Source organism: Propionigenium maris DSM 9537 (assembly GCF_027925155.1).
Lineage (GTDB): Bacteria > Fusobacteriota > Fusobacteriia > Fusobacteriales > Fusobacteriaceae > Propionigenium > Propionigenium maris.
Genome location: NZ_BSDY01000040.1, coordinates 1 through 21,201 on the forward strand (window position 1 = coordinate 1; position 21,201 = coordinate 21,201).

Annotated in this window: 20 protein-coding genes and 1 rRNA gene; 8 read left to right on the top strand and 13 right to left on the bottom strand. The window is 42.6% G+C overall.

Going from position 1 to position 21,201, the window contains the following annotated elements:
* From rrf to QMG11_RS19105, 5 genes are all read left to right on the top strand, one after another.
* Nucleotides 1-97: ribosomal RNA gene (gene rrf, locus QMG11_RS19085) — 5S ribosomal RNA — on the top strand; the annotation flags it as partial.
* A gap of 241 nt (nucleotides 98-338) precedes the next feature.
* Nucleotides 339-1,472 carry a YibE/F family protein gene (locus QMG11_RS19090; RefSeq protein ID WP_281837911.1) on the top strand — a complete coding sequence of 378 codons (1,134 nt, stop codon included), beginning with the start codon at nucleotides 339-341 and terminating at the stop codon, nucleotides 1,470-1,472.
* Nucleotides 1,469-3,325 carry a bifunctional metallophosphatase/5'-nucleotidase gene (locus QMG11_RS19095; RefSeq protein WP_281837912.1) on the top strand — a complete coding sequence of 619 codons (1,857 nt, stop codon included), beginning with the start codon at nucleotides 1,469-1,471 and terminating at the stop codon, nucleotides 3,323-3,325. Before QMG11_RS19090 ends, QMG11_RS19095 begins: the two co-directional genes overlap by 4 nt.
* Nucleotides 3,326-3,435: 110 nt before the next feature.
* A complete protein-coding gene (locus QMG11_RS19100) occupies nucleotides 3,436-5,241 on the top strand; it encodes a bifunctional metallophosphatase/5'-nucleotidase (protein WP_281837913.1) in 1,806 nt (601 codons plus the stop codon).
* Between the two features lie 198 nt (nucleotides 5,242-5,439).
* A complete protein-coding gene (locus QMG11_RS19105; RefSeq protein ID WP_281837915.1) occupies nucleotides 5,440-6,087 on the top strand; it encodes an FMN-binding protein in 648 nt (215 codons plus the stop codon).
* 51 nt (nucleotides 6,088-6,138) lie between these two features.
* Here QMG11_RS19105 and hcp (QMG11_RS19110) read toward each other — a convergent pair whose 3' ends face one another.
* The 5 genes from hcp (QMG11_RS19110) to aroE form a co-directional block, all read right to left on the bottom strand.
* Nucleotides 6,139-7,803, bottom strand: coding sequence for a hydroxylamine reductase (gene hcp, locus QMG11_RS19110; protein ID WP_281837916.1), 1,665 nt, complete (start codon nucleotides 7,801-7,803; stop codon nucleotides 6,139-6,141).
* A 121-nt stretch (nucleotides 7,804-7,924) separates the two neighbouring features.
* Nucleotides 7,925-8,128, bottom strand: a complete 204-nt coding sequence (locus tag QMG11_RS19115; RefSeq protein ID WP_281837918.1) for a hypothetical protein — start codon at nucleotides 8,126-8,128, stop codon at nucleotides 7,925-7,927.
* Between the two features lie 24 nt (nucleotides 8,129-8,152).
* The gene (gene hcp, locus QMG11_RS19120; RefSeq protein ID WP_281837920.1) at nucleotides 8,153-9,862 is read right to left on the bottom strand and encodes a hydroxylamine reductase; all 1,710 of its coding nucleotides are present in this window, start codon (nucleotides 9,860-9,862) and stop codon (nucleotides 8,153-8,155) included.
* A gap of 79 nt (nucleotides 9,863-9,941) precedes the next feature.
* Nucleotides 9,942-10,436: a deoxycytidylate deaminase gene (locus QMG11_RS19125; RefSeq protein ID WP_281837921.1), complete on the bottom strand. Its 495-nt coding sequence runs from the start codon at nucleotides 10,434-10,436 to the stop codon at nucleotides 9,942-9,944.
* A gap of 79 nt (nucleotides 10,437-10,515) precedes the next feature.
* On the bottom strand, nucleotides 10,516-11,319 hold the full coding sequence (gene aroE / locus QMG11_RS19130) for a shikimate dehydrogenase (protein WP_281837923.1): 804 nt from the start codon (nucleotides 11,317-11,319) through the stop codon (nucleotides 10,516-10,518).
* Between the two features lie 351 nt (nucleotides 11,320-11,670).
* Between aroE and QMG11_RS19135 the strand changes: the two genes are divergently transcribed.
* Both QMG11_RS19135 and QMG11_RS19140 read left to right on the top strand, forming a co-directional pair.
* On the top strand, nucleotides 11,671-12,822 hold the full coding sequence (locus QMG11_RS19135; protein WP_281837925.1) for a glycerate kinase family protein: 1,152 nt from the start codon (nucleotides 11,671-11,673) through the stop codon (nucleotides 12,820-12,822).
* 45 nt (nucleotides 12,823-12,867) lie between these two features.
* Complete coding sequence (locus QMG11_RS19140; protein ID WP_281837927.1) at nucleotides 12,868-14,118, top strand: GntP family permease; 1,251 nt, start codon at nucleotides 12,868-12,870, stop codon at nucleotides 14,116-14,118.
* A 46-nt stretch (nucleotides 14,119-14,164) separates the two neighbouring features.
* Here the strand turns inward: QMG11_RS19140 and pdxT are convergent, their stop codons facing one another.
* From pdxT to QMG11_RS19170, 6 genes are all read right to left on the bottom strand, one after another.
* Entirely contained in the window at nucleotides 14,165-14,734 is a 570-nt protein-coding gene (gene pdxT, locus QMG11_RS19145; protein ID WP_281837929.1) for a pyridoxal 5'-phosphate synthase glutaminase subunit PdxT, read from the bottom strand.
* Between the two features lies 1 nt (nucleotide 14,735).
* Nucleotides 14,736-15,617: a pyridoxal 5'-phosphate synthase lyase subunit PdxS gene (gene pdxS / locus QMG11_RS19150; protein ID WP_281837930.1), complete on the bottom strand. Its 882-nt coding sequence runs from the start codon at nucleotides 15,615-15,617 to the stop codon at nucleotides 14,736-14,738.
* Between the two features lie 174 nt (nucleotides 15,618-15,791).
* Entirely contained in the window at nucleotides 15,792-16,034 is a 243-nt protein-coding gene (locus QMG11_RS19155; RefSeq protein WP_281837932.1) for a hypothetical protein, read from the bottom strand.
* A gap of 35 nt (nucleotides 16,035-16,069) precedes the next feature.
* Entirely contained in the window at nucleotides 16,070-16,882 is an 813-nt protein-coding gene (locus tag QMG11_RS19160) for an ATP-binding cassette domain-containing protein (RefSeq protein WP_281837939.1), read from the bottom strand.
* A 218-nt stretch (nucleotides 16,883-17,100) separates the two neighbouring features.
* Nucleotides 17,101-17,796 (bottom strand): GTP-binding protein, encoded by a 696-nt coding sequence (locus QMG11_RS19165; RefSeq protein ID WP_281837933.1) that lies wholly within the window; start codon nucleotides 17,794-17,796, stop codon nucleotides 17,101-17,103.
* Nucleotides 17,797-17,825: 29 nt separating this feature from the next.
* Nucleotides 17,826-19,037 (bottom strand): ABC transporter substrate-binding protein, encoded by a 1,212-nt coding sequence (locus QMG11_RS19170; RefSeq protein ID WP_281837934.1) that lies wholly within the window; start codon nucleotides 19,035-19,037, stop codon nucleotides 17,826-17,828.
* A gap of 166 nt (nucleotides 19,038-19,203) precedes the next feature.
* Between QMG11_RS19170 and QMG11_RS19175 the strand changes: the two genes are divergently transcribed.
* On the top strand, nucleotides 19,204-19,878 hold the full coding sequence (locus QMG11_RS19175; protein WP_281837935.1) for a Crp/Fnr family transcriptional regulator: 675 nt from the start codon (nucleotides 19,204-19,206) through the stop codon (nucleotides 19,876-19,878).
* A gap of 71 nt (nucleotides 19,879-19,949) precedes the next feature.
* On the opposite strand, the gene QMG11_RS19180 is transcribed toward QMG11_RS19175, so the two are convergent.
* Nucleotides 19,950-20,546: a LysO family transporter gene (locus QMG11_RS19180; protein WP_281837936.1), complete on the bottom strand. Its 597-nt coding sequence runs from the start codon at nucleotides 20,544-20,546 to the stop codon at nucleotides 19,950-19,952.
* Nucleotides 20,536-20,820, bottom strand: coding sequence for a LysO family transporter (locus QMG11_RS19185; protein WP_281837938.1), 285 nt, complete (start codon nucleotides 20,818-20,820; stop codon nucleotides 20,536-20,538). The genes QMG11_RS19180 and QMG11_RS19185 overlap by 11 nt, the downstream gene beginning before the upstream one ends.
* Between the last annotated feature and the right edge of the window lie 381 nt (nucleotides 20,821-21,201).

The following is a 21,201-nucleotide window of genomic DNA, read 5'->3' on the forward strand; positions in this document are numbered from 1 at the left end:
AGGTACACCTGGTCACATATCGAACCCAGAAGTTAAGCCCGTAAACGCTGAAAGTACTTGGGGGGCAGCCCCCTGGGAGGATAGGAACTTGCCAAGTTTTTTTTATTTAAAGAGCCTTTTTACTTAATTGTAGAAAGGCTCTTTTTGTGTATACGGTCAATAATAAAAAGAAGAAGAATAAAGCATATTATCTTTTAAACCTGTTTGATATCATTAAAAGAATGTTTATTTTAAGTTAAAATTAATTAAAAGAAAAAGCCCTGATCACTATAAAAAGTCGTAGATATATAGTATAATACTTCTAAAAACAATAAAATTAAGGAAATGAGAGTAGAAGAATGAAGAATAGAATATTTTCTATCTTTACTGTATTTACGATAGTGTGCATAATGATAGTCTCTCCAAAGCTATCCCATGGATTTAAAAACAGGGGATACTTTAATCAGGAGTTTGTAAGGGGAGAGATAGTAGAGATAGTAGAGGAAAACATAATGAAGGATCCCATAATAGAAGACCGTTACAGGGGAAGTCAGGAAGTAATGGTGAAGATGTTAGAGGGGGAGGAGAGGGGAAGGGAATACAAGGTGTATAACTCTCTTGGAAGCCTTAGTAATAACTATGTAAGGGTTGGAGATAAGGGAATCTTTACAATAAGGGAAAGCAAGGGAAAAAAGGTAGCCTGGTACTTTAATCCCAAAAGGGACAACTACCTCTATATCCTGGGAGGAATCTTTGCAGCTGGTCTCCTCATATTTGGAAGGCTGAAGGGGATCAAATCCCTGCTGGCATTGACTTTTACAGGGACAATGGTTATCGGAGTGCTGATCCCAATGATATTTGCAGGATACTCCCCTGTAATATGGTCGGTTGTGGTGATGGTTATAGTTACCCTGGTGAGCTTTATACTCATAGGAGGATTTGAGAGGAAGACCTACTCAGCCATAATAGGAACTGTGGCAGGGATAACCCTTGCAGGGGTACTGACCCTGACCTTTGGAAGTATAATGAATCTTTCAGGAATAAATATGAGCGGAGGAGAGCAGCTCCTCTACATAGCTGAAAACTATAATATAAGGATAAAGGGGCTTCTCTTTGCCTCTATACTCATAGCCTCCCTGGGAGCCATAATGGATGTGGCTATGTCCATAGCTTCCTCAGCCAATGAGATATATGAGAAAAACCCTGAAATAGGGGGAGGAGAGCTATTTGTATCCCTTATGAATATAGGAAGGGATGTTATGGGAACCATGACTAACACCCTGATCCTTGCCTTTGCAGGAAGCTCACTGCCTACCATTATGATGATATGGGGCTATGATATGCAGTATCAGCAGTTTATAAATATCCCGGCAATATCCATAGAGATAATGCAGGGGCTTGCAGGAAGTATCGGAATAATAGCTACGGTACCCTTAACAGCGTTAGTATCAACTTTATTTATAAAAAGAGACAACAGGGAGGAAAAAGAATGAAAAAGTCGAACCTAATTTTATTAGGGGCTCTGGCTGCACTAGCTCTTACAGGCTGTAACAAAGGTGTAAACCAGGGGACAGAGGTAAAGGACTATGTGGAATCGCCGATGAAGGTGGAGCACAAGGTAGTGGAGAAGGGAGAAGCTGGAGCAGAGGAAGTAACTATAACTCTTGCAGCTACTTCAGACGTTCACGGAAGAATCTATCCGTATGAGTATGCAATCGATTCAGAGGACAAGGACGCAGGATTTGCAAAGACTCAGACGATAGTAAAGGAACTGAGAGAGGAAAATCCTAACATGATCCTTATAGATGTGGGAGATACAGTACAGGACAACAGCGCTGAACTGTTCAACAATCTAGAAACACACCCGATGGTAGACGCTATGAATGAGATGGACTACGATGTATGGGTACTGGGGAACCATGAGTTCAACTTTGAGAAGGAGTTTATCACAAGAAACATAAATAACTTTGAGGGATCTGTGGTAAATGCAAATATATACAATGAGAAGGATGGAAGCAACTTTGTTCAGCCATACCAGATCTTTGAGGTAGAGGGAGTAAGAGTAGCTGTAATAGGAGCAGTACCTCCGCACGTACCAATGTGGGAAGCATCGGCACCAGATCACTTTAAGGGACTTGAGTTTGAGGACCCTATCGTATCTGTAAAGAAGACTATTGACTCAATCGACGGGCAGTATGATGTACTGGTAGGAGCATTCCACCTTTCAAGAAGAGATGAGTATGGACTTACTGGAGTAATGGATATAGCTGAGGAGCTTCCTGAGTTTGACCTGATCTTCCACGGCCACGAACACGCAAGACATATAACTGATGTAAATGGTACCCCTGTAATGGAGCCTGGAGCATATGGATGGGCTGTATCTGTGGGAGAGATAAAGGTAGCAAAGGTAGACGGTGAGTGGACTGTAGAGGAAGTAAAAGCAGACAACCTTCAGACTAAGGAAGTTGAAGCAGATCAGGATCTTCTAGACAAGTTTAAGTTTGTCCACGAAGAGTCAATTGCCAATGCCAACACAGTAGTTGGAGAGGTAACTGGAACATTTATCGACGGCGTGGATTATATTACAGGTGAGGACAAGATCACTACTATGCCTACAGCTCAGCTAGAGGACAATGCTGTAATCGAGCTAATCAATGAGGTTCAGATGCACTATGCAGATGCAGAGGTTTCATCGGCGGCAATCTTTAACTTCGACTCAAACCTGAAGGAGGGAGAGTTCAGAAAGAAGGATGTGGCATTCATCTACAAGTACACCAACACTCTAATGGGTGTAAATATCACTGGAGAAAACCTTCTTAAGTTTATGGAGTGGTCAGCAAACTACTACAATACTTGGCAGGAGGGAGATGTAACAGTTTCATTCAATGAAAAGGTAAGAGGATACAACTACGATATCTTTGACGGAGTGAACTATGAGATCGATCTTTCCAAGGAATCTGGAAGCAGAATCAAGAATGCAACTATCAATGGTGAAGCTATCGACCCAAATAGAACCTATAAGCTGGCTGTAAACAACTACAGATTCGGAACTCTTGTAAACAACGGATGGGTAACTGAAGAGGACAAGTACTTTGACTCATATGAGACTATGCAGGATGCAGGTAGAATGAGAGACCTCATTGTAAAGTATGTAGTTGAGGAGAAGAACGGAACTATTGAGCCAAGAGTGGACAACAACTGGAAGCTTACAGGGATCAACCTTGACTATCCAGAAACAGAGGCGATCTACGAGAAGATCAGAGCAGGGGAGATAGTAATCCCTAAGTCTGAAGACGGAAGAAGCCTGAACATCAGAGCAATCAACAAAAATGAGATAGAGCTATAATTATTTAGACTGCACCCTTGTGCAGTCTTTTTATTTTTTGATAAAAGTTGTATTTCCCGGGATTAGAAGGTAGAACTATAGTAAGGAAAATAGAGTGTGAGGAGGAATTCATGAAAAAAAGAAAGATATTTCTACTGACGGGAACAGCAGCACTTCTTATGGCACTGGCAGGATGCAGCAGCACCGATAAGAAGCAGGATGCTGCTGTAGCAGAGGTTCCTATGAACTATGAGGTGATAATAGCTCATATGAACGATACCCACGGAAGGGTAAAGGAAGGAAAGTATGACGGTATGGGATTTGCCAGAGTCTCTACAGTGGTAAAGGATCTCAAAGCCAATGAGGAAAATGTATTGTTCCTCGATGCTGGAGACACCTTCCACGGGACAACATTTGCAACTCTTTCCAAGGGTGAGTCCATTGTAAGGCTGCTAAATGCCATGGACCTGGATGCCCTTTCTCCTGGAAACCATGACTTCAACTACGGGAAGGAGAGGCTCAAGGAGCTGGAGGAGATGGCGGAGTTTGATATAGTTTCAGCCAATGTAATCGATGAGGATGGAGACTACTTCTTCAATCCCTATGTTATAAAGGAGATGGAGGGGGTAAGGGTAGGTATCTTCGGATTAGCAACTCCAGAAACGGCGTATAAGACCAACCCTAAAAATGTAGAGGGGTTAACCTTTGGCACACCTGCTGAGTATGCAGAAAAAGCTGTAGCCAAGCTCAAGGAGGAGGGAGCACAGCTCATCGTAGCTGTATGTCATCTGGGAATAGATGAAAGTACATTAAGGGAAAATCAGAGTATAGGTGTGGTAGAGGCAGTGGACGGGATAGATATCCTTGTGGATGGTCACAGCCACACAGCTCTTAAAAACGGAATGGTAGTAAATGACACCATGATAGTTCAGACTGGAGAGTATGACAAGAACTTTGGTGTAGTAAGAGTAAGGGTAAGCGACGGAAAAATGGAGGTAGCGGCAAAACTCATTACCAAAGCTGAGGCCATGGGAAGGGTTGAGAAGAGCGAGGTAGTAGTAGAGGAAGCTCAGAGGATAAGCGCTGTGGATAAGTATTCCATAAAGCCAGGGGATACCCTCACTAAGATAGCAGCCAACTACGATGTACCTATGTCGGTAATCCTGGAAGCCAATGCAGGTATAGGAGATCCCAATAGGATCTATGTAAACGACGAGATAATGATCCCTGTGGAGAGGGAAGTAGTAAATGTAGTGAAGGAGAGTAGCACCAGGGTTATTCCGGGAATCCCAGAGGACCCTGAGATTGTAAAGCTCATAGGAGAGATAGAGCAGGAGCAGATGAAGATTACCGAGGTAGAGGTAGGAACTACTCCTGTGGCCCTTGACGGTGAGAGGGAGCAGGTAAGAAGGGGTGAAACTAACTTAGGAAACCTTATTACAGACTCTATGCTCTGGGAGACTGGAGCTGACATAGCAATTACAAATGGAGGAGGAATAAGAGCCTCTATAGAGAAGGGAACTATAAAGGTGGGAGATATAATATCGGTGCTTCCATTTGGAAACTATGTGATCACCAAGAGGGTAAGCGGTCAGGATATAATAGATGCCATAGAACACGGTATAAGTGACTACCCTGCTACCAAGGGAGCTTTCCCACATGTGGGTGGAATAAGGGTGACCTTTGATGAGAGCAAGCCTGCAGGAAGCAGAGTTGTAGAGATAGAAACAAATTCAGGTGAGAAGATAGATCCCGCTAGGGAATATGTTCTGGCTACCAACGACTTCATGGCAGCTGGGGGAGACGACTACCTCATGTTTAAGGATAGACCTCAGGTAGGAAACTTTGAGGGACTGGATGAGATTCTCAGAAAGTATGTGGAGGAAGAGGGAGTTACCCAGACAAGGATAGACGGAAGGATGAAGGTTGTAAATTAATAGGTGGGGAGGGTCTTTGGACCCTCCTTTTTAGATATTTACGGAAGGTTATTCAGAAGCATGATAAATTTATATCAAACTTTTAAGTTAGGCTTAAGATTTGAAATAATCAAATAAATGTACTGATTGTGTGAAATATGTTAAAATATAAACTGATAAATAAAAAGTAAAGATTAAAAGGATGGGGGGAGTTTTCTCGTGAAGAAGATAGATAAGGTGAGAAAGGCAGCAGTTATAGGTTTTATAGCTTTTGGAATTGGGGTAGGGGTATATGAAAGTGCTACAGCTCTTCCTCAGCATGAGGGAGTAGGAACTGGATTCATGGGGGATGTAAAGCTTTCTGTGGCAATAGACGGAGATAGAATAGACTCGATCGATGTAATATCACACTCTGAAACTGAGGGGATCTCAGATCCAGCCTTTGCAGAGTTAATACCTGCAATAATAGAGGAGCAACACCTAGATGTAGATAATGTAGCTGGAGCAACATATACTTCAGATGCCATAAAGGAAGCGGTGAAGGATGCTGCAGCCAAGGCTGGTATTGAGCTGGAGATAACTGAAGTTGTTGTAGAAGAGAAGAGTGTGGAAAAAGGCAGAGGAATCGAGGGTAGAGGAGAGGGTTACCTGGACGATATCGTAGTTGAAGTTGAGAAGGACGGAGATAAGATAACCAATATATGGGTAACTTACCACGGAGACACCAAGGCCATTGCAGAGCCTGCATTTGAGGAGCTGAAGGAGGCAATAATCTCCAGTCAGAGCACAGGTGTGGATATGGTGGCAGGGGCTACATGGACAAGTGAGGGGTATATAGAGGCTGTAAAGGATGCTTTAAATAAATAGACCTTAAAAAATAGATAGAAAAAGGGTGAAGAATTTCTTCACCCTTTTTTATTAGTTGATTCCAAATATCTTCATATCGTTTTCTACATCTGTAATTCCTGCAATCCCAAACTTGTCCACAAGAACACTTGCAACATTAGGGGACAGGAATGCCGGTAGAGTAGGTCCAAGGTGGATATTTTTAACTCCAAGATAGAGGAGAGCCAGCAATACAATTACAGCTTTCTGCTCATACCAAGCAATATTATAAGCGATAGGAAGGTCGTTTATATCATCTAAACCAAATACCTCCTGAAGTTTCATTGCTATAACAGCCAAGGAGTATGAATCGTTACACTGACCAGCATCCAGTACTCTAGGAATACCTCCGATATCTCCCAGGTCCAGTTTATTGTATCTATACTTTGCGCAACCGGCAGTAAGAATAACGGTATCCTTAGGAAGAGCCTTTGCAAACTCCTCATAGTACTTTCTGTCCTGCATTCTCGCATCACATCCGGCCATTACCACAAACTTTTTAATAGCTCCAGATTTAACTGCATCAACAACCTTGTCTGCCAGAGCAAGTACCTGGTTGTGGGCGAAACCTCCGATGATCTCTCCCGACTCTATCTCCACAGGGGCACTGCATTTTTTAGCGGCCTCAATAACAGCTGAGAAGTCTTTCTTGCCTTCAGGGTCTTTAGCTATATGGGTACATCCCGCCAGACCACATGAATTGGTGGTGAAGACTCTACTCTTGTATGGAAGATCAGTTCCTCTGGAAGGAACTATACAGTTACTTGTAAAGAGGATAGGACCGTTAAATGATACAAAATCCTTTGTCTGGTGCCACCAGGAGCTTCCATAGTTCCCTATAAAGTGATCATATTTTTTAAATGCTGGATAGGAATTGGCTGGTAACATCTCTGAATGGGTATATACATCTATTCCGGTCCCCTGGGTCTGCTCTAAGAGCTGCTCCATATCTCTCAGGTCGTGACCAGAGATAAGAATACCAGGGTTTTTACCTACTCCGATATTTACTTTTGTAATCTCAGGGTGACCATAGGTCTCGGTGTTGGCTTTATCCAGAAGAGCCATTGCCTCTGCTCCAAACTTACCAGCTTCCAGAGTAAGAGCTACAAGGTCCTCTGCTGAAATGAAGTAATCCTCTATAGCAAGGAGAGCTTTCTCGATAAAGGCAGAGATCTCAGGATTTTTATATCCCAGATGATAAGCATGTTCCGTATAAGCTGACATTCCCTTAAGACCATAGGTTATCATCTCTTTGAGGGATCTTATATCCTCATTGTTATTTCTCATTACTCCGGCCTTTTCAGCAAGAGCTCCCAATACCTCATCCTTATCCTTGAAGTCTTTAGCTGATGCCATTAGGTGGTCATACTTTTTATCGGGAACAAGCCCCTTTTCATCACAGACTTCTTTAAGCTCATCTCTTATCTCCACAGCAGTTCTAACTTGTTCATAGAGAGTTTCATCATCAAAGTTAGAATTTGTAATGGTCATAAAAAGAGAGTTCAGTGTAAAGTAATCGATTCTTTCCTCAACATTCCCGCTAGGTCTTAAAAGAGACGTGTAAACAGCCATTCCCTTAAGTGCATATATAAGAAGATCCTGTAGTTTTGCCTCTACAGGTGTTTTACCGCATACTCCTCTAACTGAACAACCTCTACCACCAGCAGCTTCTTGGCATTGGAAACAAAACATAGACATAAAAAATCCCTCCTTTTAATATAAGAAAAATTAAAGCGTACAAAGAATTTATACAACCTTTTTTATATCTTCCTTTTAAATAAAAAAAAAGATACTGCCCTAGGCAGTATCCTTTAGATAACTATATGAATCTCAGTACAATATCCTCATCTGGTCTCTCAGTCTCCATTTTTTTGAAGTACTCCTCTACCTCCTCAGGGGTAGAAAATTCAGCCAGAAGCAGCATCTGATTATCTTTTTTTTCATAGATCTTGAAGTTAGTCATATCCTCGTTTTCCTCGATAAGGATTTGAGTTCCCTTCTTGTCGCAATTTGACATTACCATGGTGACCTCCTGTGTAACTTGGGATTATTCACCTAAGAACATCTTGATATCATCGTCTACATTTGTAATTCCACCAATTCCGAATGTGTCCACAAGTACATTAGCTACATTTGGAGAAAGGAACGCAGGCAGAGTTGGTCCAAGGTGAATATTCTTTACACCGAGGTGAAGAAGAGCAAGTAATACAATTACAGCCTTCTGCTCATACCAAGCAATGTTGTATGCGATTGGCAGCTCATTGATATCGTTAAGCTCAAATACTTCCTTTAGTTTAAGAGCGATAAGAGCCAGTGAGTATGAATCGTTACACTGCCCTGCATCCAATACTCTAGGAATTCCACCGATGTCTCCCAGTGGAAGCTTGTTGTACTTATACTTAGCGCAACCAGCAGTAAGAATTACAGTGTCCTTAGGAAGTTTTTCAGCAAACTCTGTGTAGTAGTCTCTTGACTTCATTCTACCATCACAACCTGCCATTACAAAGAACTTTTTGATAGCTCCGCTCTTAACAGCCTCTACAACCTTGTCCGCTACAGCAAATACCTGGTTGTGAGCAAATCCACCAACGATCTCTCCAGTTTCGATCTCTGTAGGAGCTGCACACTTCTTAGCAAGCTCTATAACAGCCGAGAAGTCCTTGCTTCCGTCCTCAAGAAGTGGAAGTCTCTCCCAGCCCGGGAATCCAGCAGCATTTGTAGTGAATACTTTATCTGCATACTTTGCTCCCTTCTTAGGAGGTACGATACAGTTGGTAGTAAATACTATTGGACCGTTGAATGCTTCAAACTCCTCCTTCTGCTTCCACCAAGCATTTCCGTAGTTACCTACAAAGTGGTCGTACTTCTTGAATGCAGGGTAGTAGTGGGCAGGAAGCATCTCCGAGTGAGTATATACATCTACTCCAGTTCCCTCTGTCTGAGCAAGAAGGTCCTCCATATCTCTCAGGTCGTGACCAGAGATAAGGATTCCAGGGTTCTTTCCAGCTCCGATATTTACCTTAGTTACCTCTGGGTGTCCATATCTAGATGTGTTAGCTTCATCTAGAAGGGCCATTACATCTACACCGAACTTACCAGTTTCCAGTGTAAGAGCTACAAGGTCATCTGCTGAAAGAGTGTCGTCATCTAGAGCAAGAAGAGCTCTTTCGATGAAGTCAAAGATCTCAGGGTTTGTCTTCTCAAGGTTCATAGCGTGCTCAGCATAGGCAGCCATCCCCTTTAATCCGTAAAGGATAAGCTCTCTAAGGGATCTTACATCCTCATTCTCGGTTCTTTTTACTCCAACCTTTGCAGCTACAGCCTGGGCATGGGAGTCGGACTCATAGTTCCAAGTAGTCATTAGGCTTCCTTCAAACTTAGGATCCATCACAATTCCCATCTCAGCCATCTTTCCTTTAATAGTTTCTCTTATTTCTAAACCTTTTTTAATCTCATCGATAATCATAGCATCATCAAAGTTAGCATTTGTGATGGTGATGAACAGTGAGTTTATTAGGTATCTATTTAATTTATCACAAGGCATCCCCTGGATATTAGCTTTTCTTACCTGTGAGCTGCATGCAGCTACACCCTTTGCAGTGAATATAAGAAGGTCCTGAAGATTTGAAGTAGCAGGTGCTTTTCCACAGACACCAATCTTAGAACATCCTACTCCTCCTGCAGCTTCCTGACACTGGAAACAAAACATATTCATTTCCTCTTCCTTTTTAAAGATATTTTTGATCTTATTTAACATTGTACCCCTCCTTAGTTCTTATTATAGTAAGATTATAAGGTTTAAAAAAATAAAAAGCGGTAACATATGTTACCACTCTTTAAATATCTTCTATATTCAGAGAAATTTCTATCTTTTCCTTCTTTGGATGGAGCTGTCTGTATCTTACCCCAGAAGCATCAAACATCATCTTAGACGCAGTGTTTGAATCGGTTCCGCTATACTTATCTGAAAGGTAGACCACTTCCCTTATACCGCTCTGGATAATAGCCTTGGCACACTCATGACAGGGAAAGAGTCCCACGTAGATGGAGCAGTTCTTTAATCTCTTTATGCTGTTTAAGATGGCGTTTTGCTCAGCGTGCATAACGAAGGGGTACTTTGTTTTAAGAAATTCTCCCTCCCTCTCCCATGGAAACTCCTCATCGGAGCATCCAGCTGGAAAGCCGTTGTATCCTACTCCAACGATCTTCTTCTCATCATTTACTATACAGGCTCCCACCTGAGTGCTGGGGTCCTTACTTCTCTTGCCAGAAAGGACAGCAATTCCCATAAAGTATTCATCCCAGTTAATATAATCAACTCTCTTACCCATATTAACCTCCATGCAATTTTCTTTATATCATACTTTATTTTCTCTATATATAAAAGAAAAATCCCCCAGATGGGAGATTTTATTTCTTGTAGACTATTCCTTCGATGTGGGCATAGATATCCTCAAAGGTGTCCAGGGATCTCTTCCACCAGATCTCCTGAGCTTTAACAGCCTGTCCCACCAGCATATAGAGCCCATTCTCTCCTTCTTTAGCTCTGGAAAGGAAGAGAGTTTCCTGCGGGTTATAGATGAGGTCCACAGCCCGGCTGAAGTTCTGGATGATCTGGGCATCTACCACACAGGCGTCGGTTTTAGGATACATTCCCACAGGGGTTGTATTGACTATGAGTTCTCCCTGGAGCTCCTCAAGCTCGGTGTAGGAGATTATGGAGAGTCCCTTGAAGTTAGAGAAGGACTCCCTGATCCTTTCAGGGGACCTAGATACAAGATATACAATTCCCCCCATATCCTGGAGTGCCTTAATAACGGCCCTTGCAGAACCTCCTCCCCCAAGAATAACACACCTTTTCCCCTCTATATCCACTTCATTCTTTTCCAGGGTATATCTGAATCCCCAGTAATCGGTGTTATATCCCACCAGTTTTCCGTCCTCTAGGGCAACGGTATTAACTGCACCAATCTCCTTTGCTTCAGGAGTTATAAGGTCCAGATAGTTCATCACCTCTACCTTATAGGGAATGGTAACATTCATTCCGCTTATCTTGCCACCTCTTATATCCTCTATAACTCCGGGAATCTCCTGGGAGCTGACCTCTAGGAGGGAATAATCTCCCTGGACCCCCATCTTTCTCATAGATGCCCGGTGAATTTCAGGGGAGTAGCTGTGTCCCAATTTTTCACCAATCAATATGAACTTTCTCAAAAAATCACCTCTTATCAACAACGTTTAATAGAGTATATAAAAAAAAGAGGGAAAATACCATTTATTTTTTCAGGGGGTGGGGGAGCTTTCCACCAAAAAACCTAAGGAAATGTATTACAACTTTTTAAAATGATGGGAATGGACAAAAAAAGTGTTGACAAAAAAGGTGAAAACGGATATTTTATACATATATTGTCATACAAATAAACAGAATAAGTTGTAAAAATACATTTTTTTATAAAAATAGAATAGAATTTAAATGATTAGGTCATACAAATTTAAGTTGGAGATAATACTCCAGTTCTTGTAGTTTACTTTAGATATTTTAGTGTTTTCAAGGAGGTCGGACAAATGAAGGTTGTAGTAGCGATAGATTCTTTTAAGGGAAGTCTCAGTTCATATGAGCTAGGTGAGACCATTGAAAGGGGAATAAAAAGGGTATATGGTGATGCAGAAGTTACCAAGGTTCCAATAGCCGACGGAGGAGAGGGAACGGTGGAAGCTCTGGTAGAGGGAACTGGAGGAGAGTTCATCGACATAGAGGTGATGGGACCTCTAATGAGACCAGTAACTGCAAGATACGGGATTATGGGTAACGGAAAAACTGCTGTTATGGAGATGGCTGCCGCTTCGGGACTGCCCCTTGTGGCCCCAGAGGAGAGAGATCCATCCAAGACAACTACCTACGGTACCGGTGAGATGATAAGGGATGCCATAGGAAGAGGATGCAGAGAGTTCCTTGTGGGTATAGGAGGAAGTGCAACCAATGATGCAGGACTAGGGATGATGCAGGCGTTGGGTTACAAGTTCTTTGACAAGTACGGGAATGAACTTGGATACGGCGGAGAGATAATGGAGAGGGTAGCTCACATAGATAGCAGCGGAGCCCTGCCTGAACTTGCAGAGTGTGAGTTTCTCATAGCCTGTGATGTGGACAATCCCTTCCACGGCCCCAGGGGGGCAGCTCATGTATATGGAAGGCAGAAGGGGGCCAGCGATGCCATGGTAGAAACCCTGGACAGGGGACTTGTGGTACTGGCTGAGACCTTAAAAAAAGAGCTAAATAAAGATGTAGCAGAGCTTCCAGGAGCTGGAGCAGCTGGAGGTCTGGGAGGAGGATTCGTAGCCTTCCTGGATGGAAGACTGGAGCCTGGAATAGATATAGTATTGAAGGAAGTAGATATGGCTAAGGAGATAGAGGGAGCGGACTTTGTTATCACTGGAGAGGGAAGGATAGACTTCCAGTCTGTGATGGGAAAGGCGCCTACAGGGGTATCCAAGCTGTGTAAGGAGCACGGGATCCCGGTAATAGCCATAGCAGGGTGTGTGGCAGATGATGCAGATGCAACCCACGACTATGGTATAGAGGCGCTCTTCTCTACCATAAACTATCCGGTATCCTTAGAGGATGCCATGGAGCACGACAGGGCAAGGTTATTTGTGGAGAAGAATGTAGAGGAGATCTTCAGACTCATAAGGGTATGTGAGAGGAAGTACAGTTAAAGTTGGCTAACTATAAATTTTTAATAAAATAAGGGAGGTATTATTATGCAGGTATCAGCATTGGGGGCAGTAATCGGTTTAGTATTGGCAATAGTTTTAATAATTAAGAAGAATAGTCCGGCGTACAGCCTTATTCTTGGAGCACTAGTAGGTGGACTGGCAGGGGGAGCATCTCTTCCAGATACAGTTACACTGATGGTAGATGGAGCTAAGGGAATCACCCCGGCAGTACTGAGAATCCTTACAGCGGGAATCTTAGCGGGAGTACTTATTGAATCTGGAGCGGCAGGTAAGATTGCAGAAACAATTATAGAGAAGCTGGGGGAGAAAAGAGCGCTTTTGGCACTGGCACTGGCTACTATGATCCTTACATCTGTGGGAGTATTTGTAGATGTAGCGGTAATCACAGTATCATCTATAGCTCTGGCTATTGGAAAGAGGCTTAACCTTTCTAAGCTATCTATACTTCTTGCTATGATCGGTGGAGGTAAGTGCGGAAATATAATCTCGCCTAACCCAAATACAATAGCAGCATCGGATGCCTTTGGAGTTGAGCTTTCCTCACTGATGGCAGCGAACATCATCCCTGCACTGGTAGGACTTGTGGTAACTTGTATCCTTGCTAAGATGCTTGTGGACAAGGGAGAAAAGGTAAGTGAGGCAGATGAGCATGAGATTGAAAAGGAACTTCCTGCATTCTGGGCAGCTATCCTTGGACCTATCGTTACAATAGTTCTGCTTGCGCTGAGACCCCTTGCAGGTATCTCAGTAGACCCTCTGATCGCTCTTCCTGTAGGAGGAATAATTGGATGTATCGCTATGGGAAAGGTAAACCACATGAAGACATATATGCAGTATGGTCTATCTAAGATGACTGGAGTCGCAATACTTCTTATGGGTACTGGTACTGTGGCAGGAATTATCTCCAACTCAACTCTTAAGGATGTAACACTGTCCCTTCTGGATAAATCTGGACTTCCAGAGTTTGTATTGGCACCAGCAGCGGGAGCGCTTATGTCGGCGGCTACAGCATCTACAACAGCTGGTACCACAGTGGCATCTGCAACATTTGCTACAGCTATTATGGCAGCAGGAATAAAGGGTCTTTATGGAGCGGCAATGGTACATGCAGGAGCAACTGTGCTGGACCACCTTCCTCATGGATCATTCTTCCACGCTACAGCAGGAGCTACCAGCACTCACCTTGAGGAAAGATTTAAGCTTATCCCTTATGAGTCGGCAGTAGGATTTACTCTTGCCTTTGTATCTACACTGATCTACGGAGTAATATTATAGATTGAATAAAAGAAAGGGTTCAGATATTAATCTGAACCCTTTTAGGTTATCCCACCATATTTTCTATAAAGTATCTGTGGAGTCTGGTATCATCTGTCAGCTCTGGGTGGAAGGAGGTAACCAGAAGGTTATCCTCTCTTGCAGCGACGATATTATCATCTACAACTGAAAGAATATCCACTCCCTCTCCAGCCTTCTCTATATATGGAGCTCTGATAAAGGGCATCTTCACATCGGAGGCTACCCCTGTAACTGGAGCTTCACAGAAGAAGCTTCCCAACTGCCTACCATAGGCGTTTCTCCTTACCTTTATATCCATGAGAGAAAGATGGGTATTTTCCTGGTCGGCTATATCTTTGGCTAAAAGGATCATTCCAGCGCAAGTTCCCCATACAGGAAGCCCGCCTTTAATCTTTTCGGCTAAGATATCCTTTATTCCGAAATCAACCAGAAGCTTCCCCATGGCTGTGCTCTCTCCCCCTGGGATGATAAGACCGTGGATCTCATCCAGCTCCTCAGCCTTTCTGATCTCGCTGCACTCATACCCCAGTCCACGTACAATATCTACATGCTCTCTGAAGGCACCCTGTAGTGCCAGTACCCCTATACGTGCCATATTAATATCCTCTGTGAGCCATTAACTCGTTTTCATCGATAGAGTAAACATTGATTCCCACCATAGCTTCTCCAAGGTTACACGAGATCTCAGCCAGCACTTTAGGATCGTTGTAGTGAGTTACAGCCTTAACCACTGCAGCTGCTCTCTTTCTAGGGTCACCAGATTTAAAGATTCCAGAACCTACAAATACACCGTCGCAACCAAGCTGCATCATCATAGCTGCGTCAGCGGGAGTAGCTACACCTCCAGCTGCAAAGTTTACAACAGGAAGAGATCCGTTTTCATGAACGTACTCAACCAGGTTCACAGGTGCTCCCAGTTCCTTTGCTGCATTATAGAGCTCATCCTTTGAAAGCCCCTGAATTCTGCTTATCTCAGTATTCATCATACGCATGTGTCTAACAGCCTCTATAACATCTCCAGTTCCAGGTTCCCCCTTAGTTCTGATCATAGATGCTCCTTCAGCAATTCTTCTAAGAGCTTCTCCCAGGTTTTTAGCTCCACATACAAATGGTACATTGAAGTTTGTTTTATTTATGTGAAGAGTAGGGTCTGCAGGTGTAAGTACCTCACTCTCATCGATATAGTCAACCTCTAAAGCCTCCAGAATCTGCGCCTCTACAAAGTGACCGATTCTAACCTTAGCCATAACAGGAATCGATACAGCAGCCTGGATCTCCTTGATCATCTCAGGGTCGGAAGCTCTAGCTACTCCCCCGTCCTTTCTAATATCTGCTGGCACTCTCTCAAGAGCCATAACAGCACAAGCTCCAGCCTGTTCTGCAATTATAGCTTCCTCAGGAGTTGTAACATCCATAATTACTCCACCCTTTAACATCTGTGCAAGATTTTTATTTAGTACATATCTGTTTTCCTTCATACTCTAACATCCCCCTTAATCGTAATTGTTTTAACAATAGGATTATTGAATATCTTTTGGCTAAAGTCAATTTTTAGAAACGTGAATTGTAGCGATACAATGGCTAAAAAGGGCGTTTTTTTCAGAAGTTTCAAGAGAAAAAACACCCCTCCAAATAGAGGGGTGTTTTAAAAATTAATAGTCGATTCCTGCAGGCATTATGTTTTCCTGATCGAAGGCATGACATGGAGTTACTCCATATACCATACCGCAGTGGGGACACTTATACTCAAAGGTAGTCATGGTGATCATCTCTCCACACTCCTTACACTGAAATACAGCGGGGATGGGCATATACTGCTGGTTAAACCCCATCATCCTTATCTTATCAACTATCTGCTTTCCATTGTCAAACTTTCCGTTACATCCGTCGTGCATATTAATTCTCCTTTTTACTTTATTAGACTATAGGGTTATACTTTTTTAATTTCGAAACCTGCCTCCAGATCCTTACCATATCTAAGCTTTGTTCTCATATCCTGGATTACATCGTCCAGAGCTTCCAGCTTATGAAGGATTGATTTCTCCTTCTCGGTGATATCCATGACCTTGTCTATACCACCGTTGCTTATTATGATCCTTTTGTCTCCCATTAGAGCCAGAATAGGATCGTGGGTAGCCATAAGAACTATCTTTTCCTCTCCCACAAGGAGATCCAGGGCTTTCTTTCTGTCGATACCGGCGTTCTCTATCTCGTCGATAAGTACAATTGGTGATGTACTGAGGATAGCAGTATCGGCAATCATAAGTGCTCTCGATTGTCCTCCGCTGAGGCTTGTAATTGGAGTTGTTAGTTCAAACTGCTCTCCAGCCAGCTCATTGGCCTTCTTGAATATCTTCTGAATAACTTCCCCTTCATTTTCCACCAGTCTGCTCTTGGCGTGAAGCTCGATAAACTCCTCTACACTAAGATCCATAACGAAGTTCATATTCTGGGAAAGCTGAGCTACCAGCTTTCTTCCACTGGAGAACCTGCTCTCGATATCCATGGGTTCTCCGTTAACAAGAACTGTTCTCTTGGTAGGGGTATCCCCATTTGCTCCCCACTCGATATCAGCAAGGAGTCTGCTCTTCCCACTTCCAGTAGGTCCCACGATGGAGATGATCTCTCCACGGTTGATCTGGAGCTCTCCAAAGGTTTCTCCCACCTTGTGCTTGTTGATCCCAGGAAGAAGTGTGATACTGTGAACACCGCTCTCTTCCTCCAGCCCAAGGAAATCTATCATCTGATTTGTGTAGGAGATAAGACTCTCTATAAGATCATCGGGAATAATAGCTTTTTCCTCCAGCACCTCTGGATCCATAAGGTTTAAGTATGCCCCCAGGGTCAGGTCTGAAGCCTCCTGGATATCTACCAGGTGGTCCTTTAGGAACTCCTCTATAAAGGGATATCTCTCAAGGAGCTCCCCTACTTTATTATTTTTTATCATATTTTTATCCATCATTATTCATCACCTAAATCTATTTTTCTGACGTTACCCATCTGGTGCTCATCTCCGATCCTTGTCTCACCTAGACAGTAGGAGCAGAGAGCCGATGGCATAGAGAATCTTAACTTGCTTCCCTTGAGGGTCTTAACTACCTTCTTCTCATCGTAGATAAGGGTAGAAAATTCATAAGCCCCCTGACCAGTTAATCCGTTAACATGCATAGTTGTAGCTCTTGGATTTACAGAGGTTACCCTGGACATGAAAACCTCTCTTTCAGCCTGGGACACGATATCCCCCTTGGTTATTACAACTATATCAGCGGTCTTAAGCATAGGTCCAATCTTCTTTGGCGTGTTGATTCCACTGAGGTTGTCGATAACACAGATAGCCTTTATATCCTGGATGTAGGGAGAACATCTGTTACAAAGCCCCGCACTCTCTGTGATAAGAAGGTCTAAGCCCTGCTTGATACCCCACTGGGTAACCTCCTCGATATTACTAACAAAGTAGTGGTCGGGACAAAGAGATGCAGAAAGTCCCTTCTTTACAGGTACCCCTATCTTCTCATATAGGATGTCATCATCGGTGTAGAGACAGTCAAACTTAACTACCCCCACCTTTATTCCCCTTGATTTTAAGTTTTCAATTGTTTTTATAATTAGAGAGGTCTTTCCACTTGAGGGAGGACCAGATACAGTAATCAGATTCATATTGATCTCCTTTTAATCCTAAAATTAGTCTATTTCTTAGCTTCCTGGAAGAAAAGTTCCTCACAGTAGTTTAGCAGTTTTCCAATATCATTATTCTTTATATAGTCCCATCCTACCCACATAAACTTTTTACCTTCCAGGTGGTTGTCTACTTCCGGGTGGATACTTGGGAATAGTCCCTGATGGGAAAGGATCTCTCCCACTTCCTTAGAGGAGAAGAACTTAGCCAGCTCCTGTAGCTCCTCCCTCTTCTCTTCCTTTGTAAGCATGAAGATAGGCGACAGTGCAGCTCCATCCTCTGGCCACTGGGCAACCATCGGTCCACCCTGTCCAGTCATCTTAGTGAAGAAGTATGGCATGATAGTTACTGCAGGTACATTAACCTTCAGCTTATCCGATTTTACCATCTGAGATGGGTGCATATTCTGAAGCAGTGTTCTTCCCAACTTTCTTACTCCGTTCTCTCCATAGTTCTTGTAGATGCTGATAAGGATAGCATTAAACAGGTCGAAGTCGGATATAGGAAGACTCACTGAGTTTTCAAACTCTGGCTTCAGAAGATCGCTCCAGGATTTAGGAAATGGTCTGTCCCCGAGAGCCTCTGTATTAACAAGGAATACAGCAGGTACAACTGCCAGCATAGAGTAGTCGCCGTCGGGATCTCTCAGAGAGATCTCCTCGTTGTTAAAGTCTGAGTTGTACTCCTTCAGCTCTGTGATGTCCTTAAAGATCCCCTTGGATTTAAACTTACCCATGAGTTCATCCTCGAAGAAGAGATCGAATCCCGCTGAGATAAACATATCAGCAAGCTTTTCCGGGTGGTTTGCTTTGATTACATCCTCCTTGAGCCAGTCCAGGCCGCTGGATGCTGCCTTTAGTTCATGGTTTATTCTTGCTCCTGTATCCTTCTGGAATGTCTGGAGAGCCTCAAGAAGGGGATTTTTTACCGGACACGGGAGAAGTCCCATTACGCTGATCCCGTCCTCAAACTTCTCGGTTTTATTTAGGTTTACATCTGCTGAATCTCTGTTTTGTGAGATGATCTCCTCCAGCATCTCCAGGAAGGATTCCACATTCATTTTCTTCATGGAAAGAGCCATTCCAAGCTTTAACATTCCTACTTTTTTTCTTATACTTTCATCTTCCAGCCCCTTAAAGCCCTTGGATGCGAAAAAATCTATTGTTTCAGGGTATTTTTCTACTATTTCATTGAGTGTCATATTCTTATCTAAATACTTCATAGTCGGCCTCCTTAATTGCCTGTCTCTTTACTTTACAAAATAATTATATTAGACTTTTATAAAAAATACGGTAACATAAGTTACCAAAGATAAAATTTATCTCTGTTACATAGTATACCTGCTAGAGGTATGAATTTCTATTAGGATTAAACAATGAGGGGGAAGTATGGATATATACAATAAACTTACGGAAAATACTCTGTTTAGGGGGATGAGTCCGGAAGAGATAAAGGACAATCTGGAAGAGGTGGAGTACAGGGTGCTGAAGTACTCCAAGGATGAAACGGTGGCCTTTCGTGGAGATGAGATAAAGGGGCTCTATATAAACCTAGGGGGAGAGCTGGTAGCCGAGATGATGAAGGCCAGCGGAGAGGTGAAGAAAATAGAGGATATAGAGGGGAACCAGATAATAGCCAGTGCCTTTATATTTGGAGGAAAAAATAACTTCCCTGTAGACCTGGTATGCAAGAGCACTTGCAAACTATTCTTTATAAGCAAGGAGGAGTTGCTGACCCTCATATCCAGAGACAAGAGAATACTGGCAAATATACTGGATGAGGTTAGTAACAAGGCTCAGTTTTTATCTATGAAGGTATGGAGTAGTTTCAGTAACAAGACTATCCCGGAAAAACTTGTAAACTATATACTGAAGAATAAGATGGAAGAGAGGATAACCTTTAAGCCTTCCCTAAAGGAAGTTGCCAACCTATTCAGTGTGGCAAGACCGTCCCTATCCAGGGTTATAAGTGAGTTTGTAGATGAGGGGATTCTAGAGAAGATAGAGGGAAGAAATACCTACAGGATAGTGGATATGGATCTCTTGAGGGAAAAGGTTGAGTAGGTCAAACCTTCAGGAGTTAAAGTTATAAAGAAATAAAAAAGTCGCCCAATCTTTGGGCGGCTTAACTTAAATTATTGTAACCTCATAATAAGTGGAACCAGGATAGGTACCAGGGAACTTAAAACCACTCCAGTAAAGAAGGATATAACTGCAATACTGGAATTGGTGCTCTTGGTAATAATAGGAAGAAGAGTATCCATACTTGTAGCTCCTGCAGCGGCAATAGTTTCGTGGTGTCCTATATGCCTTCCTATAAAGGGTATAAGGATAATTGCCAGAACCTCTCTGAAAACATTGGAGAGAAAAGCCACACTCCCCAACTCAGCACTGTGTTTGGACAGTTCAATAGCTGAAAGGGAGTACCAACCGAGACCTGCACTTACTGCTGAAGATTCTATTAGGGAGAGGTCTGTAAAAAAGCTTGCAACAACTCCCCCTGCAAGGGTTCCAGCTACGATACTTAACGGAAGAAGACATACCTTGAACCCCATCTTCTTTAGATCGTTAAAGATCTCCTTGTTTTTACCTATGTCCATCCCCACAAAGAATAGGAGCATACAGAGCCCAAGGTCGATAAGACCATTGAGGTTATCTATTATTATATTGTTTCTATAGAAGATACCGCCTAGGATACCAGCTCCTACAGATAGTAGTATTTTAGTTGTCATCTCTACCTCCTAAGATCCCGTAGCTCACCTTAACAAAGATTATGCTGAAGGCTATACAAAGAGCAGCGATAAAAAATGCCTTGAATCCAATCCTATGGAAGTTGGACAGGATATCATTGTTTATTCCAATCTTATAGCCCATGACTGCTAAAAGAAAAAGAAGACAGAATGTCTGAAGAGACGAGAGTTTATCGTCCACCTTTTTAGGAATAAATCCCCTAGATCCGATAAAAGCTCCAATAATCATAATAATAAGATATAAGATAATCTGCAATGTATCCCCTCCTTAAAAGTTCTAAATATTTTATTATGTAATATACTACATTTTTCATCAATAAGATACAACTGAACTCTTAATTTGAAAATAATTTGAAAATAAAAAAATAAAAACTTAAAAAAAGTGTTGACGGAAGGCTGTAATAGTGATATTATACTTCTTGTCCACGAGGGAGGCAGCAGGCCGACTGAGTGAAACGAAAAGGACATTAGCAATTAAATAGAGAAGATAAGTCAGAAAGACGAAATGATTTTTTTAATCAATTCGCAACCAATAATTAGGTGTATAATCACGGAAGTGATTTAAAATATATTTGAATGAAGAGTTTGATCCTGGCTCAGGATGAACGCTGACAGAATGCTTAACACATGCAAGTCG